Consider the following 14,277-nt stretch of genomic DNA (forward strand, 5'->3'; position numbering starts at 1 on the left):
CAAATGGGGTCAGGCATGAGCGACGTTGCAACCTTGCGGCCGGCATCGGTTCCGGCCCCGGCCGAAGCGCCCGAGGCGCTGCCGCACAACATCGAGGCCGAGCAGCAGCTTCTCGGCGCGATCCTGGTCAACAACGACATCTACGACCGCATCGCCAGCCTGATCCGGTCGGAACATTTCTTCGACCCGGTCCATGCCCGCATCTTCGAGATCGCCTCGGCCCGCATCCAGAAGAACGCGCTGGCCAGCCCGGTCACGCTGAAAGCCTTCATGGAGGACGATCCGGGGCTGAAGGAACTCGGCGGCCCGGCCTATCTGGTGCGGCTGGCGGGGGCGGCGATTTCCGCCTTCGCGGCGCGCGACTATGCGCAGATGATCTACGACCTCGCGGTGCGGCGGGAACTGATCCAGCTCGGCCGCGACATTTCCGACCGGGCTCAGAAGGTGGAGGTCGACTCCGAACCGCGCGAGCAGATCACCGAGGCCGAGCAGCGGCTTTACAAGCTGGGCGAACAGGGCGTCGCCGAGCGCGGATTCCAGAGCTTCCTCAAGGCGGTGACGGACGCAGTCAACGTGGCGAATGCCGCCTACCAGCGCGGCGGCGGGCTGGCCGGCATCTCCACCGGGCTGATCGACCTCGACAAGAAGCTGGGGGGCCTGCACGAGTCCGACCTGATCATCCTGGCCGGCCGCCCCTCGATGGGCAAGACCTCGCTTGCCACCAACATCGCCTTCAACATCGCCAAGGCCTACCGCCGCGGCCGCAAGCCGGACGGGTCCGAAGGCGCGGTCGAAGGCGGCTGCGTCGGCTTCTTCTCCTTGGAGATGAGCGCCGAGCAGCTGGCGGCACGGGTCCTCTCCGAAGCCTCGGAAGTCCCCTCCGAGCAGATCCGCCGCGGCGACATGACCGAGGGCGAGTTCCGCCGCTTCGTCGATGCGGCGAAGGACCTGGAGACCTGCCCGCTCTACATCGACGACACCCCGGCGCTGCCGATCAGCCAGGTCGCTGCCCGCGCCCGCAGGCTGAAGCGGACCCATGGCCTCGACGTGCTGATGATCGACTACCTGCAGCTCTTGAAAGGCTCCTCGCGGGCCTCCGAGGCGAACCGGGTGCAGGAAGTGTCGGAGATCACCCAAGGCTTGAAGGCCATCGCCAAGGAGCTGAACATCCCGGTGATCGCGCTCAGCCAGCTGTCCCGCCAGGTCGAAAGCCGCGAGGACAAGCGGCCGCAACTCTCGGACCTGCGCGAATCCGGCTCGATCGAGCAGGACGCCGACGTGGTGATGTTCGTCTTCCGCGAGGAATACTACCGCGAGCGCGAGAAGCCCGCCGACCACGAGCTGGAGAAGATGGCCGCCTGGCAGCAGATGATGGAGCAATGCCACGGCAAGGCCGAGGTGATCATCGGCAAGCAGCGCCACGGCCCCATCGGCACGGTGGAACTGTCCTTCGAGGGCCGCTTCACCCGCTTCGGCAACCTGGTGAAGCCCTGGCAGGGCGAGGGCGGCCCGGACGTGGGCTTCTGATCCAATCGCGCGGCTGTCGCCGCATTCCTTTCGTTGTGGCTGAGGGAGTCCCTTGTGTCTTCCGTCGCCTGATGGGGGCATTCTGCCCCCAAACCCCCTGAGGATATTTGTCTCCAGAAAGAGGGAATGGCCTTGCTCCTCTTTCTGGACGACAAATATCCCCGCCGGAGGCATCCGCCGCCTCAACCCGCGCCCCCTCGCAGGGCCCTCCCGCGCCAGCGCCGCCGAGCGGGGGCTCGATGCCCCCCGAGGCGGCCCTCCCCGGCGGGAATTCCCCCTTGACCCCGCCCCCCTTGGGCCGCAAACAACCCGTCATGGCCACAGCGACCCTTACCATTGACCTCGATGCGATTGCCGCCAACTGGCGCGCGCTGGACCGGCTTTCGGGACAGGGCGTGCAGACCGGCGCGGTCGTGAAAGCCGATGCCTATGGCCTCGGCGTGCCGCGGGTCGCCCGCGCGCTGGCGCAGGCCGGCGCCCGGCGCTTCTTCGTCGCCGCCGCCGAGGAAGGCGCCGCGGTGCGCCAGGCGCTCGGCCCCGGGCCGCAGATCAACGTGCTGTCGGGCCATATGGCAGGCGACACCGAGATGATCTCGGACCTCGACCTGACGCCGATGCTGAACAGCCTGGAACAGATCACCCGGCATCTGGAGGCCCTGCCCGGCCATGCCTTCGGCGTCCAGCTGGACACCGGCATGAACCGTCTCGGCATCGAGATGCTGGAATGGCAGGCCGTCGCGCCGATCCTGCTGGAGGCCGGGCCGGTGATGCTGATGAGCCACCTCGCCTGCGCCGACGAGCCTGATCATCCGATGAATCTCCAGCAGCTGGAGATGTTCCACGAGATGACCGACGGCACCGGCCTGCCGCGCAGCTTCGCGGCCACGGGGGGCATCCTCCTCGGCCCGAAATACCATTTCGACCTGACCCGCCCCGGCATCGGCCTTTACGGCGGCCGCCCGTTCGAGACCGCGCAGCGCGTCGTCTCGCTGGCGCTGCCGGTGATCCAGACCCGCGAGGTCGCCGCCGGCGAGGCGGTCGGCTATTCCTGCGCCTGGGAGGCCGAGGGCCCCGCGGTGATCGCCACCCTGCAGGCCGGCTATGCCGACGGGCTGCTGCGGTCGCTGTCGAACAACGCCGTGCTCTGGGACGGCGCCACCCCCTGCCCGCTGGTCGGCCGGGTGTCGATGGACCTGATCACTGCCGATGTCACCCATCTGCGCGAGATGCCGAAGGCGCTGGACATCCTCGGCCCGAACCAGTCGGTAGACGAGTTGGCCGATGCCGCCGGCACCATCGGCTACGAGATTCTGACGGGCCTCGGCGCCCGCTACCAGCGCCGCTATGTCGAATCCCGTGGCTGAGGCTGTGACCGGGCTGCTGGCCGCGCTCGGCCGCCCCGTCCTTGCCGCGCTGGCCGGGGTGGGACGGGTGGCGATCTTCGCCGCCGCGGCGCTCGGCCATCTGGTCCGGCCGCCGTTCTACTGGCGCGAGTTCGGCCAGCAGGTGATGCAGATCGGCTGGTTCAGCCTGCCGGTGGTCGGCCTGACCGCGATCTTCACCGGCGGCGCGCTGGCGCTGCAGATCTATGCCGGCGGCAACCGCTTCGGCGCCGAGGCGGTGGTGCCGCAGATCGTCGCCATCGGCATGGCGCGGGAACTCGGCCCGGTGCTCGGCGGGCTGATGGTGGCGGCGCGGGTGGCATCCTCCATCGCCGCCGAGATCGGCACCATGAAGGTAACCGAGCAGATCGACGCGCTGGTGACGCTGTCCACCAACCCGATGAAATACCTGACCGTGCCGCGGCTGCTGGCCGCCACGCTGACCATGCCGGTGCTGGTCGCCACCGGCGATGCCATCGGCATCATGGGCGGCTGGCTGGTCGGGATCACCCGGCTGGACTTCAACTCCGCCGCCTATCTGAAGAACACGGTGGATTTCCTGGAATTCTGGGACGTCGGCTCGGGCCTGGTGAAGGGCGCGGTCTTCGGCTTCTTGGTGGCACTGATGGGCTGCTACCACGGCATGAACTCGGCCCGCGGGGCGCAGGGCGTCGGCGCCGCGACCAAATCCGCCGTGGTCGCGGCTTCCGTCCTGATCCTCGCCGCCAACTACCTGCTGACGGAGGTGTTCTTCTCGGCATGATCGAGCTGCGCGCCGTCACCAAGTCCTTCGGCGAAAACCGCGTCCTGCGCGGGGTCGACCTGACGATCCCGAAAGGCAGCAGCATGGTGGTGATCGGCGGCTCGGGCACCGGCAAGTCGGTGCTGCTGAAATGCATCCTCGGGCTGGTGCGCCCGGACGGCGGCACCATCACCCTGGACGGCCAGGACGTGACCAAGGCCGAGCGCGACCCGTTCCTCGCCCGCTTCGGGATGCTGTTCCAGGGCGGGGCGCTGTTCGACAGCCTCCGGGTCTGGGAGAACGTCGCCTTCCGGCTGATGCGGGGCCGCCTCAAGCGCCCGAAGGCCGAGGCGCGCGAGATCGCGGTGGAAAAGCTGCGCCGCGTCGGTCTCGGCCCGCAGGTGGCCGACCTCTACCCGTCGGAACTGTCGGGCGGGATGCAGAAGCGCGTCGGCCTCGCCCGCGCCATCGCCGCCGAACCCGAGATCATCTTCTTCGACGAGCCGACCACCGGGCTGGACCCGATCATGTCCGGCGTCATCAACGACCTGATCCGCGAGATCGTGGTCGAGATGGGCGCCACCGCCATGACCATCACCCACGACATGACCTCGGTGCGCGCCATCGCCGACCGGGTGGCGATGCTGCACGGCGGCGTGATCCGCTGGACCGGCCCGGTGTCGGAAATGGACGCGACGCCGGACCCTTACGTGCAGCAGTTCATCCACGGCCGCGCCGAAGGGCCGATCGAGGCAATCAGATGAACGGGCCGGAGAGCGGGGATTTCCTGACCCTGCTGCTGACGCCCTCGCCGGTGATGCACTGGCTGCTGCTGACCCTGCCGCTGACCATCACCCTCTCCGGCGTCCTCGGCGCGGCCGAGCACGAGACCGGCAACCGCCGGCTCTCCCTCTGGGCGGCGGCGATGACGGTCTGGCTGTTCCTGCCGGTCCGCTTCGCCGACCCGGTGCTGGTGCAACTGTCCGAGACCGTCTCGATGCTGGGCTGGCTGGGGCTGGCGGGCTATTGGGCGCGGCATGTCTGGGTCAACCGGCCGACGCCGGTCTGGGGCCATGCGCTGGTGATCACCCATCTGCTGGCAATCCTGGTCGCCTGTGGCGTGGCACTGGTCCGGGCCTGGATCCACGCGGGCTGAACCGCGGACCGCCCGCCGGTTGTGGACTGTTCCCGGCGCGGAAACAGTTTGATCCGCCAAGGAAACAATATCCCGCATCCTGCTGATATGACGCGGATATTCCGCCTTTCCCCGTCGATTCTCCTTGCCGAATCTGCGCCCACTCCGTTCCTTGGGGAAAACCGTGGGGGCGGGTATATGTTTGACGATCGCGGCGGCTGGTTCCGCAAGCTGACAGAGGCCGGGCAATCCGCGGCGCAGGGCCTGATCGTGGCGCTGACCTTCGGGCTGCTGCTCGCCACCGCCTTCGCCGCCCTCGGCTGGCTGCCCTGGCCGGTGCTCTACCTGTCCTTCGGCGCCGTCACCCTGCCCGCCGCCGGCATGTGGGTGCAGCTTGGCATCACGCTGCTCTTCGTCATCCTCTGCTTCTTCCTGCCCGCCAACAATCGCATGGCGCGGCTGGAGCGCAGCCACCGCTCCTTCGCCATGGGGGTGGAGGACGTGTCCCGCGCCTATCGCATGGCCCATGCCGCCGACCGCGCCGGGGTCTTCGCGCTGTCCTCTGAATTCGACTCGGTCCGGGCGAGGATGGAGCACCTGCGCAACCACCCCGACTTCGGCCATCTGGAGCCGGAGCTGCTGCAACTCGCCGCGCAGATGAGCCACGAGACCCGGGAACTGGCCCGCACCTATTCCGAAGTGAAGGTGGCCCGGGCCAGGACCTTCCTGGCGCAAAGGCAGGAGGAGGTGCAGGCGCTGACCGACCGGCTGGCGCTGGCGCGGCGCACCTGCGACGAGCTGAAGCGCTGGCTGACCGACATCGACTCGGACGAAAGGCAGGCGCAGGTGCAGCTGCGGCGGCTGGAGGCCGACCTGAAGGAAATCCTCCCCGGCCTCGGCTACGACTTCGACCTGGACGAAAGGCCCGACGGCAACGTGGTCAGCCTGCCGAAGCCGCCCGCCCCGCGGGTGGAACCGGCCCGCCCGGCCTCGCGCAGCCCCGAGCCCCTGGTCTGACCCGACCTTGACCTTGCCGCGGGCGGCTGGCACCCAAGGCGGATGCGCTACCTGAACCTCTGCCTGCTGGTCCTGTTCCCCGTCGCCTGGTTCGCGCCGCTGATGCGGGCGGCGCTGCTGCCGGTCTTCGGCATGGACGAGATCAGCGTGGTGACCGGGCTGCAAAGCCTGTGGGAAAGCGACATCCCGCTGGCACTGGCGGTGACCTTCCTCGCCATCTTCGCGCCCTATGCCAAGACCATCGGCCTGGCGCTGCTGCACTGGAACCTGCTGTCGCCCCGCACCCTGCCGGCGCTGCATCTGCTGGGCAAGCTGGCGATGGCCGACGTGTTCCTGATCGCGCTCTACATCGTCATCGCCAAGGGGGCCGGCCATGTCACGGTGGAGGTCGCCTGGGGCCTCTACCTCTTCACCGCCTGCATCCTGGCCTCGCTCTTCGTGTCCTGGAGGGCCGAACATGCCTGATCATCCCCGCCTCTCGCTCCTCGATCTGGTCCGCGTCCGCGAAGGCCGCAGCGCCACCGACGCCCTGGCCGAGGCGCAGGAGACCGCGGCCCTGGCCGATGCCCTCGGCTTCACCCGCTACTGGGTGGCCGAGCATCACAACATGGAGGGCATCGCCTCCGCCGCCACCTCGGTGGTGCTGGCCCATGCCGGGCAGAAGACCCGCGGCATAAGACTGGGCGCCGGGGGCGTGATGCTGCCCAACCATTCGCCCTACATCATCGCCGAGCAATTCGGCACCCTCGCCCGGCTGTTCCCCGGAAGGGTCGACCTCGGTCTCGGCCGCGCGCCGGGGACCGACCAGGCCACCCTGCGCGCGATCCGCACCACGCCCGACCGGGCGCAGGCCTTCCCCGAGGACGTGCTGGAACTGATGCACTGGTTCGAGCCGGCCGAGGAGCCTGGCTATATCCGCGCCTGGCCGGCGCCGGGGGCGGAGGTGGCGTTCTGGATGCTGGGATCGTCCAGTTTCGGCGCCATGCTGGCGGCGGAGCTTGGCCTGCCCTACGCCTTCGCCAGCCATTTCGCCCCGGATTACCTGCACGAGGCGCTGCACCTCTACCGCAGCCGCTTCAAGCCCTCGAAGCACCTTGCCGCCCCCTATGCCGCCGTCGGTGTCCACGCCATCTGCGCGCCGACCGAGGCCGAGGCGAAACGCCTCTTCACCACCACGCAGATGAGCTTCTGCGGCATCCTCAGGAACGACCGCCGCCTGTCGCCGCCGCCGATCCCGGACATCGAGGATTACTGGACCCCGCGCGAGAAGGCGCAGGTGGAACGGATGCTCTCCTGCGCCGTGGTGGGCGACCCCGGGCAGGTCCGCGACGGGCTGGCGCGGATCGCGGCGGAGACCCGGGCCGACGAGCTGATCATGCTGACCGACATCTACGAGGTGGAAGCCCGCCGCCGCTCGCTGGACCTGACTGCCGAGGCCTGGGGGCTGGAACCGCGCAACCTCTGACGGTGCGCCCCGCGGTGGCCTGCGCCTCCGGCGGGGATATTTAAGTCCAGAAAGAGGGCAAAGGGCTTCTCCTCTTTCTGGATGAAAATATCCTCTGGGTATGCCAGTGGTTTCGCCATCGGTTCGAGAAACCGCTGGCATGTGGGGGGCGAAGCGCCCCCAGCTCCGACATCAGCCGCAAGGTGAAGCGGCGCCTTCCTTGCGGCCAACGCGGTGGCTGCCTATGCTCGCCTCCCGGAACAGACAGGACCATCATGGCCAGGGCCACCGCCAGCTTCACCTGCACCGCCTGCGGCGCCAGCTTCAGCAAGTGGAGCGGCAAATGCGATGCCTGCGGGGCCTGGAACTCCATCGTCGAGGAAGCGCCGCTCTCCGCCGGGCCGAAGCCGCTCGGCCCCAGGGGCCGCACGATCCCGCTGACCGACCTTTCCACCGAGGAAGCACCGCCGCCGCGGGCCTCCTCCGGCATCGAGGAACTGGATCGGGTGCTCGGCGGCGGGCTGGTGCCGGCCTCGGCCATCCTCGTCGGCGGCGATCCCGGCATCGGCAAATCCACGCTGCTGCTGCAAGCCACCGCAAGTTTCGCCCGCAAGGGGCTGAAATGCCTATACATCTCCGGCGAGGAAGCCGCGGCGCAGGTCCGGATGCGGGCGCAGCGGCTCGGCCTGACCGAGGCCCAGGTCCAACTGGGTGCCGAAACCAGCCTCCGCGACATCCTGACCACGCTGGATGCCGAGCGCCCCGCCTTGGCGGTGATCGATTCGATCCAGACCATGTGGCTGGACACGGTGGAGGCCGCGCCGGGTTCTGTCTCCCAGGTCCGCGCCGCCGCGCATGAGCTGGTGACCTTCGCCAAACGCCGCGGCGTCGCCGTCATCCTGGTCGGCCATGTCACTAAGGAGGGCCAGATCGCCGGCCCCCGGGTGGTGGAGCACATGGTCGACACCGTGCTTTATTTCGAGGGTGAGCGCGGCCACCAGTTCCGCATCCTGCGCGCGGTCAAGAACCGTTTCGGCCCGGCCGACGAGATCGGCGTCTTCGAGATGACCGGCAACGGCCTGGCCGAGGTGACCAACCCCTCCGCCCTGTTCCTCTCCGCGCGCGACGCCCCCGCCCCCGGCAGCGCCGTCTTCGCCGGGATCGAGGGCACCCGCCCCGTCCTCACCGAAATCCAGGCGTTGGTCGCCCCCTCCAACCTCGGCACCCCGCGCCGCACCGTGGTCGGCCTCGACTCCGGCCGGCTTTCCACCATTCTCGCGGTGCTGGAGGCGCGGGTGGGCATTCCCTTCACCGGGCTGGACGTGTTCCTGAACGTCGCCGGCGGGATGCGGATCACCGAGCCCGCCGCCGACCTGGCCGTCGCCGCCGCGCTGCTGTCGGCGCGGGAGGACGTGGCGATCCCGCCCGACATGGTGCTTTTCGGCGAAATCAGCCTCTCCGGCGCGCTGCGGCCGGTGGGGCAGACCGAAAACAGGTTGAAAGAGGCCGCGAAACTTGGTTTCACACAGGCGACCGTTCCGGCCCGCTCCAAATCGGGGGGGAACGCGGGGATGACCTTGCGCGAGATGGCCGACCTTGCGGCCTTCACGGGCGAAATGTTCGGCGCCGGCTGACGCGCCCGAGGAGAGCGAGACGATGGAGAACTTTACCGCGGTCGACGGCGGGGCGGCGCTGATCATCATCCTGTCGGCGATCCTGGCCTATTCGCGCGGCTTCGTGCGCGAATTGATGGCCATCGTCGGCTGGATCGGCGCGGCCATCGTCGCCTTCCTTTTCGCCCCCTCCGCCATGCCGCTGGTCAAGGAGATCCCGGTGGTCGGCGACTTCCTGACCGACAGTTGCGAGCTTTCGGTGATCGCCGCCTTCGCCGGGGTCTTCGCGCTCGGCCTGATCGTGATGGCGCTGTTCACGCCCTTGTTCGCCAGCGTCGTCCAGCGCTCCGCCTTGGGCGGCATCGACCAGGCGCTCGGCTTCGTCTTTGGCGTGGCGCGCGGCATCCTGCTGATCGCGGTGGCCTTCATCGTCTGGGACCGGGCGCTGTCGAACCAGTCGGTGCCGATGATCGACAATTCCCGCACCGCCAAGGTCTTCGCCAATTTCCAGGCCTCGATCGACGGCTCGATCCCCTCGGATGCGCCGGGCTGGATCGTGGCGCGCTACAACGACCTGACCATGGTCTGCACCCCCGAGGCGAATGCCCCGGCGCCCGAAGCCCCTGCCGCCCCCGCGCCCGAGGTTCCGGCGAACTGACACGCCGGGGCGTGACACCGCCCGCCACAAGGCATAAAGGAAGGCGCATCCCGCCCAAAGGATTCGGAGGCCGCCCTTGCTTTCCGCCACGCGCCCCTTCCTCGCCCACCCCTTCGACGACGAAAAGCTGAAGGAGGAATGCGGGATCTACGGCGTGATCGGCCTGGCCGACGCGGCGAATTTCGTCGCCCTCGGCCTGCACGCCCTTCAGCACCGCGGGCAGGAGGCCGGCGGCATCGTCACCTACGATCCGGTGGAAGGCTTCAATTCCGCCCGCCGCTTCGGCTATGTCCGCGACACCTTCACCAAGCCCGACGTGATGGCCACCCTGCCCGGCAGCCTTGGCATCGGCCATGTCCGCTATTCCACCGCCGGGTCGAAGGGCCATACCGCGATCCGCGACGTGCAGCCCTTCTTCGGCGAATTCGCCATCGGCGGCTGCGCCATCGCCCACAACGGCAACCTCACCAATGCCGCCGCCCTGCGCAAGCAGCTGATCGAGCGCGGGGCGATCTTCCAGTCCTCCTCCGACAGCGAATGCATCATCCACCTGATGGCGCGCTCGATGCAGAAGACCCTGGCCGAGCGGATCAAGGACGCGCTGCGCGCCGTCGAGGGCGCCTTCTCGGTCATCGCCATGACCCGGACCAAGCTGATCGGCGTGCGCGACCCGCTGGGCGTCCGCCCGCTGGTGCTCGGGAAGCTGGGCGAGGGCTGGGTGCTGTCCTCCGAGACCTGCGCGCTGGACATCGTCGGCGCCGAACTGGTGCGCGAGGTCGATCCCGGCGAGATGGTGGTGATCGAGAACGGCGAAGTGCTGTCCTCCCGCCCCTTCGCCCCGGCGAAATCGCGGTTCTGCATCTTCGAGCAGGTCTATTTCTCCCGCCCCGACAGCATCATCGGCGGCCGCTCGGTCTACGAGACCCGCCGCCAGATCGGCGTGGAACTGGCGCGTGAGGCGCCGGTGGAGGCCGATCTGGTCTGCCCGGTGCCCGATTCAGGCACCCCCGCCGCCATCGGCTATGCCGCCGAAAGCGGCATCCCCTTCGGGTTGGGCATCACCCGCAACCAGTATATGGGCCGCACCTTCATCGAGCCGACCGAGCAGATCCGCAACATGGGCGTGCGGCTGAAGCTGAACGTCAACCGGGCGCTGGTGAAGGGCAAGCGCATCGTGCTGGTCGACGATTCGGTCGTCCGCGGCACCACCAGCCGCAAGATCAAGGACATGATCATCGAGGCCGGCGCGGCCGAGGTGCATTTCCGCATCGCTTCGCCGCCGACCGCCTGGCCCTGCTTCTACGGCGTGGACACGCCAGAACGCTCCAAGCTGCTGGCCGCCACCATGTCGGAAGACGAGATGCGCGACTGGATCGGGGTGGACAGCCTGAAGTTCATCTCGCTCGACGGCCTCTACCGCGCGGCGGGCGAGGCCAACGGCCGCGATCCGCTGGCCCCCCGCTTCTGCGACGCCTGCTTCTCCGGCGACTATCCGGTGGCGCCCTCGGACAAGATCGAGGAAGGCTTCCGCATGAAGGCGGCGGAGTGACCGGCGCCCCGGCCGAGGTCGAAGCCTATCTTTCCGCCCTTCCGGCCGACCAGCAGGCCGCGCTGCGCACCCTGCGGGCCACCCTCGCCCGGCTGCTGCCGGACCATGTGGAATGTATGTCCTAGCCATGCCCGGCTTCCGCCAGCCCGGGCCGAAGGGTCGAATGGTCGCGGGCTACGCCGCCTTTGCGAAACACCTCGGCCTTTACCCGCATTCCGGCAGCGTGATCCCGCAGATCGACTGCACCCCGTTCAGGACCTCGAAATCCGGTGTCCTCTGCATCCCCGGCCAGCCCCTGCCCGATAGCCTGGTCGAAGCGATCCTCCGCGCCCGCCAGGCCGAGATCGCGGCAAAAGGGCGCTGAACAGCCCCTTGCCCCTTCATCTTGGCTCAAATACTCCACGGGGGGCCCGGGGGGTGTGAAACCCCCCGGTTCCACGGCAGGAACCGGAGACCGCCATGACCCAGAAGATCGCCCTCGTCACCGGCGCCTCGCGCGGCCTCGGCTTCGCCATCGCCGAGCAGCTGGCGCTGCAGGGCTGGCAGGTGGTGGCGGTGGCCCGCACCGTGGGCGGGCTGGAGGACCTCGACGACAAGGTGAAGGCGGCCAGACTGCCCGGCGCCGGGGCGCTGACGCTGGCGCCGATGGACGTGACCGATGAGGATGCGATGCGCCACCTCTGCCGGTCCATTCACGACCGCTGGGGCGGGCTGCAGCTCTGGGTCCACACCGCGATCCATGTCACCGCACTGTCGCCGGCGCCCTCGCTCGACATGAAGGACCTCGACAAGTCCGTCGCCATCAACCTGCGCGCCGCGGCCTTCCTGATCGGCATGGTCGACCCGCTGCTGCGGGCGGGCGACGGCACCGCGGTCTTCCTCGACGATCCGGCGGCGGCCAACCGCTATTCCGCCGCCTATGGCGCGACCAAGGCCGCGCAGATGCAGCTGGCGCGCAACTGGCAGGCGGAGACGGTGAAGACCGGGCCGCAGGTGAAGATCCTGACGCCGCAGCCGATGCCGACCGCCACCCGCGCCCGCCACTACCCGGGCGAGGATCGCGCCCCCCTCGCCGATCCGCGCGCAGAGGCGATGCGCCTGATCGCACACATCTGAACCTTGGCCCCCGGCCCGCAGCGGGCTATCCTGCCGCCGAACAGGAGAACCGCCATGGCCGATACCGACTGGACCCCGCCCCGCGTCTGGACATGGGAGCAGCCCTCGGGCGGCGCCTTCGCCTCGCTGAACCGCCCCATTGCCGGGGCCACGCATGACAAGGACCTGCCGGTGGGGCAGCATCCCTTGCAGCTTTACTCGCTGGCCACGCCGAACGGCCAGAAGGTGACGATCCTGCTGGAAGAGCTGCTGGAGGCCGGCCACCCGGCCGAATACGACGCCTGGCTGATCGAGATTTCCAAGGGCGACCAGTTCGGCTCGGGCTTCGTCGAGGTGAACCCGAATTCCAAGATCCCCGCCATGCTGGACCGCGAGACCGGCACAAGGATCTTCGAGAGCGGCTCGATCCTGGTCTTCCTGGCCGAGAAGTTCGGCGCCTTCCTGCCCTCCTCCGGCCCCGCCCGGACCGAGGTGATGAACTGGCTGTTCTGGCAGATGGGATCGGCGCCCTTCCTCGGCGGCGGCTTCGGGCATTTCTACAAATACGCGCCCACCAAGCAGGAATACCCGATCAACCGCTACACGATGGAGGCCAAGCGCCAGCTGGACGTGCTGGACCGGCAACTGGCAGAGCGCCCCTTCATCGCCGGGGACGACTATTCCATCGCCGACATGGCGATCTTCCCCTGGTATGGCGCGGTGGTGCGGAACGAGACCTACGAGGCGGCCGAATTCCTGGACGCCGGCAGCTACACCAACGTGCTGCGGTGGGCCGCCGGGATCGCCGCCCGCCCGGCGGTGATCCGCGGCCGCATGGTCAACTGCACCTGGGGGCCGGAGAACGCCCAGGTCCCCGAACGCCACTCGGCGGCGGATTTCGACGGCAAGGCGACCGGCTGACCCGCCGATTTCCGCGCGGAAATCGGGGCGGAAATCGCGCGATTTCCGCCGACCCCCTCAGCCGAGCGCTTCCCCGATCGCCGTCCACAGCGGCGCCACCGGCTCCACCCCGACCGAAAGCCGGATGAAGCCCTCGGCCACCGCATCGCCCCAGCGGGCGCGGCGTTCCCCGGCGGTATGGGTGCCGCCGAAACTGGTGGTCTGCTCGACCAGCGGACAACGGGCGAGGAAACCTTCGGCCTCGGCCTCGGTGGCAAGCTCGAACCCGATCAGGAAGCCGCCATTGGCCATCTGCCCGCCGACCGCGCCATGCGAGGGGTCGCCGGGCAGGCCGGGATAGCGCAAGCCGCGCACCTTCGGATGCGCCGCCAGCCGGTCCGCGATGAGGGCGGCGCTGGCGCACATCCGCTCCAGCCTGACCTCCAGCGTCTCCAGTCCGCGGTGGACCAGAAAGGCCTCGAACGGCCCCGGCACCACGCCCGCCATCCGCCGCCAGTCGCTCACCCGCGCCATCAGCGCCGCATCGCGGCCGGCGACATGGCCGAAGAGCACATCGGAATGCCCCGCCGGCGCCTTGGTGTCGGCCGCGACCACCAGATCGGCGCCGAGGTCCAGCGGGCGCTGGAGAAGCGGCGTCATCGTGGTGTTGTCGGCGATCACCCTCGCCTCGGCCGCCCGGGCGCGGGCAGCGACCGCGGCGATGTCCAGCACATCCAGCCCGGGGTTGGAGGGCGTCTCCAGATAGACCACCGCGACGCCGGTGAAATCGGCGGCGGCATAGTCCCGGGTGGCAAGCTGGACCACGGTCACGCCGAGGGGAGCGAGGAAGCCTTCAGACAGGATGCGGGTGACGTAATAGCCGTCCGAGGGGATCACCAGCCGGTCGCCCGCCTTCAGCGTGGCGAACAGCGCCGCCGAGATCGCCGCCATGCCGGAGGGGAAGCTGACGCATTCGGCCTCCTCCAGAAGGGCAAGCTGCGCCTCCACCGCCTCCCAGGTCGGCATCCCGTTGCGGCCGTAGACGAAGGGCGCCCCCTGCACCTGCGGCAGGTGGTAGGTGGCCGAGGCGGTGATCGGCGGCACCACCGGGTCGCCCGCGACAAGGCCCGGCTTGCGGTGGTGCAGAAGGCGGGCGGCGCGGGTCTCGCTGTCGGTCATGGCGGCTCCGGTGGTTCGGGATGGAAGGGTTGTCGG

Annotated in this window: 16 protein-coding genes; 15 read left to right on the forward strand and 1 reads right to left on the reverse strand. The window is 69.1% G+C overall.

The features are described from left to right. The first annotated feature begins 15 nt into the window (after positions 1 to 15). From G5B31_RS14585 to yghU, 15 genes are all read left to right on the forward strand, one after another. Positions 16 to 1,527: a replicative DNA helicase gene (locus tag G5B31_RS14585; RefSeq protein ID WP_165018919.1), complete on the forward strand. Its 1,512-nt coding sequence runs from the start codon at positions 16 to 18 to the stop codon at positions 1,525 to 1,527. Between the two features lie 314 nt (positions 1,528 to 1,841). Beyond that, the gene (gene alr, locus G5B31_RS14590; RefSeq protein WP_165018920.1) at positions 1,842 to 2,891 is read left to right on the forward strand and encodes an alanine racemase; all 1,050 of its coding nucleotides are present in this window, start codon (positions 1,842 to 1,844) and stop codon (positions 2,889 to 2,891) included. Continuing rightward, positions 2,884 to 3,672 (forward strand): MlaE family ABC transporter permease, encoded by a 789-nt coding sequence (locus G5B31_RS14595; protein ID WP_394352133.1) that lies wholly within the window; start codon positions 2,884 to 2,886, stop codon positions 3,670 to 3,672. The genes alr and G5B31_RS14595 overlap by 8 nt, the downstream gene beginning before the upstream one ends. Beyond that, complete coding sequence (locus G5B31_RS14600; RefSeq protein WP_165018922.1) at positions 3,669 to 4,415, forward strand: ABC transporter ATP-binding protein; 747 nt, start codon at positions 3,669 to 3,671, stop codon at positions 4,413 to 4,415. Before G5B31_RS14595 ends, G5B31_RS14600 begins: the two co-directional genes overlap by 4 nt. Continuing rightward, positions 4,412 to 4,807 (forward strand): hypothetical protein, encoded by a 396-nt coding sequence (locus tag G5B31_RS14605; protein ID WP_165018923.1) that lies wholly within the window; start codon positions 4,412 to 4,414, stop codon positions 4,805 to 4,807. The genes G5B31_RS14600 and G5B31_RS14605 overlap by 4 nt, the downstream gene beginning before the upstream one ends. A gap of 177 nt (positions 4,808 to 4,984) precedes the next feature. Beyond that, positions 4,985 to 5,803 carry a DNA repair protein gene (locus G5B31_RS14610; RefSeq protein WP_205911948.1) on the forward strand — a complete coding sequence of 273 codons (819 nt, stop codon included), beginning with the start codon at positions 4,985 to 4,987 and terminating at the stop codon, positions 5,801 to 5,803. 42 nt (positions 5,804 to 5,845) lie between these two features. Continuing rightward, complete coding sequence (locus G5B31_RS14615; protein WP_165018924.1) at positions 5,846 to 6,268, forward strand: paraquat-inducible protein A; 423 nt, start codon at positions 5,846 to 5,848, stop codon at positions 6,266 to 6,268. Continuing rightward, a complete protein-coding gene (locus G5B31_RS14620; RefSeq protein ID WP_165018925.1) occupies positions 6,261 to 7,268 on the forward strand; it encodes an LLM class flavin-dependent oxidoreductase in 1,008 nt (335 codons plus the stop codon). The genes G5B31_RS14615 and G5B31_RS14620 overlap by 8 nt, the downstream gene beginning before the upstream one ends. Positions 7,269 to 7,522: 254 nt before the next feature. Further along, positions 7,523 to 8,881: a DNA repair protein RadA gene (gene radA, locus G5B31_RS14625; protein WP_165018926.1), complete on the forward strand. Its 1,359-nt coding sequence runs from the start codon at positions 7,523 to 7,525 to the stop codon at positions 8,879 to 8,881. Positions 8,882 to 8,903: 22 nt separating this feature from the next. Beyond that, the gene (locus tag G5B31_RS14630) at positions 8,904 to 9,518 is read left to right on the forward strand and encodes a CvpA family protein (protein ID WP_165018927.1); all 615 of its coding nucleotides are present in this window, start codon (positions 8,904 to 8,906) and stop codon (positions 9,516 to 9,518) included. A gap of 76 nt (positions 9,519 to 9,594) precedes the next feature. Continuing rightward, a complete protein-coding gene (gene purF, locus G5B31_RS14635; protein ID WP_165018928.1) occupies positions 9,595 to 11,067 on the forward strand; it encodes an amidophosphoribosyltransferase in 1,473 nt (490 codons plus the stop codon). Continuing rightward, positions 11,064 to 11,192 carry a hypothetical protein gene (locus G5B31_RS21400; protein WP_276616187.1) on the forward strand — a complete coding sequence of 43 codons (129 nt, stop codon included), beginning with the start codon at positions 11,064 to 11,066 and terminating at the stop codon, positions 11,190 to 11,192. The genes purF and G5B31_RS21400 overlap by 4 nt, the downstream gene beginning before the upstream one ends. Then, positions 11,180 to 11,431 carry a hypothetical protein gene (locus G5B31_RS14640; protein ID WP_165018929.1) on the forward strand — a complete coding sequence of 84 codons (252 nt, stop codon included), beginning with the start codon at positions 11,180 to 11,182 and terminating at the stop codon, positions 11,429 to 11,431. The genes G5B31_RS21400 and G5B31_RS14640 overlap by 13 nt, the downstream gene beginning before the upstream one ends. Before the next feature lie 95 nt (positions 11,432 to 11,526). Beyond that, positions 11,527 to 12,183 carry an SDR family oxidoreductase gene (locus G5B31_RS14645; RefSeq protein WP_165018930.1) on the forward strand — a complete coding sequence of 219 codons (657 nt, stop codon included), beginning with the start codon at positions 11,527 to 11,529 and terminating at the stop codon, positions 12,181 to 12,183. Between the two features lie 54 nt (positions 12,184 to 12,237). Then, positions 12,238 to 13,083 (forward strand): glutathione-dependent disulfide-bond oxidoreductase, encoded by an 846-nt coding sequence (yghU, locus tag G5B31_RS14650; RefSeq protein ID WP_165018931.1) that lies wholly within the window; start codon positions 12,238 to 12,240, stop codon positions 13,081 to 13,083. Positions 13,084 to 13,140: 57 nt separating this feature from the next. Here yghU and G5B31_RS14655 read toward each other — a convergent pair whose 3' ends face one another. Continuing rightward, positions 13,141 to 14,241: a cystathionine gamma-lyase gene (locus G5B31_RS14655; protein WP_165018932.1), complete on the reverse strand. Its 1,101-nt coding sequence runs from the start codon at positions 14,239 to 14,241 to the stop codon at positions 13,141 to 13,143. Between the last annotated feature and the right edge of the window lie 36 nt (positions 14,242 to 14,277).

Source organism: Rhodobacter sp. SGA-6-6 (genome assembly GCF_011043545.1).
GTDB lineage: Bacteria > Pseudomonadota > Alphaproteobacteria > Rhodobacterales > Rhodobacteraceae > Pseudogemmobacter.

What these genes read in the sequence shown, in the direction of transcription:
- G5B31_RS14585 (WP_165018919.1), top strand. Translation starts at nt 16, where the DNA reads ATGAGCGACGTTGCAACCTTGCGGCCGGCATCGGTTCCGGCCCCGGCC.
- alr (WP_165018920.1), top strand. Translation starts at nt 1,842, where the DNA reads ATGGCCACAGCGACCCTTACCATTGACCTCGATGCGATTGCCGCCAAC.
- G5B31_RS14600 (WP_165018922.1), top strand. Translation starts at nt 3,669, where the DNA reads ATGATCGAGCTGCGCGCCGTCACCAAGTCCTTCGGCGAAAACCGCGTC.
- G5B31_RS14605 (WP_165018923.1), top strand. Translation starts at nt 4,412, where the DNA reads ATGAACGGGCCGGAGAGCGGGGATTTCCTGACCCTGCTGCTGACGCCC.
- G5B31_RS14610 (WP_205911948.1), top strand. Translation starts at nt 4,985, where the DNA reads ATGTTTGACGATCGCGGCGGCTGGTTCCGCAAGCTGACAGAGGCCGGG.
- G5B31_RS14615 (WP_165018924.1), top strand. Translation starts at nt 5,846, where the DNA reads ATGCGCTACCTGAACCTCTGCCTGCTGGTCCTGTTCCCCGTCGCCTGG.
- G5B31_RS14620 (WP_165018925.1), top strand. Translation starts at nt 6,261, where the DNA reads ATGCCTGATCATCCCCGCCTCTCGCTCCTCGATCTGGTCCGCGTCCGC.
- radA (WP_165018926.1), top strand. Translation starts at nt 7,523, where the DNA reads ATGGCCAGGGCCACCGCCAGCTTCACCTGCACCGCCTGCGGCGCCAGC.
- G5B31_RS14630 (WP_165018927.1), top strand. Translation starts at nt 8,904, where the DNA reads ATGGAGAACTTTACCGCGGTCGACGGCGGGGCGGCGCTGATCATCATC.
- G5B31_RS14640 (WP_165018929.1), top strand. Translation starts at nt 11,180, where the DNA reads ATGTATGTCCTAGCCATGCCCGGCTTCCGCCAGCCCGGGCCGAAGGGT.
- G5B31_RS14645 (WP_165018930.1), top strand. Translation starts at nt 11,527, where the DNA reads ATGACCCAGAAGATCGCCCTCGTCACCGGCGCCTCGCGCGGCCTCGGC.
- yghU (WP_165018931.1), top strand. Translation starts at nt 12,238, where the DNA reads ATGGCCGATACCGACTGGACCCCGCCCCGCGTCTGGACATGGGAGCAG.
- G5B31_RS14655 (WP_165018932.1), bottom strand. Translation starts at nt 14,241, where the DNA reads ATGACCGACAGCGAGACCCGCGCCGCCCGCCTTCTGCACCACCGCAAG.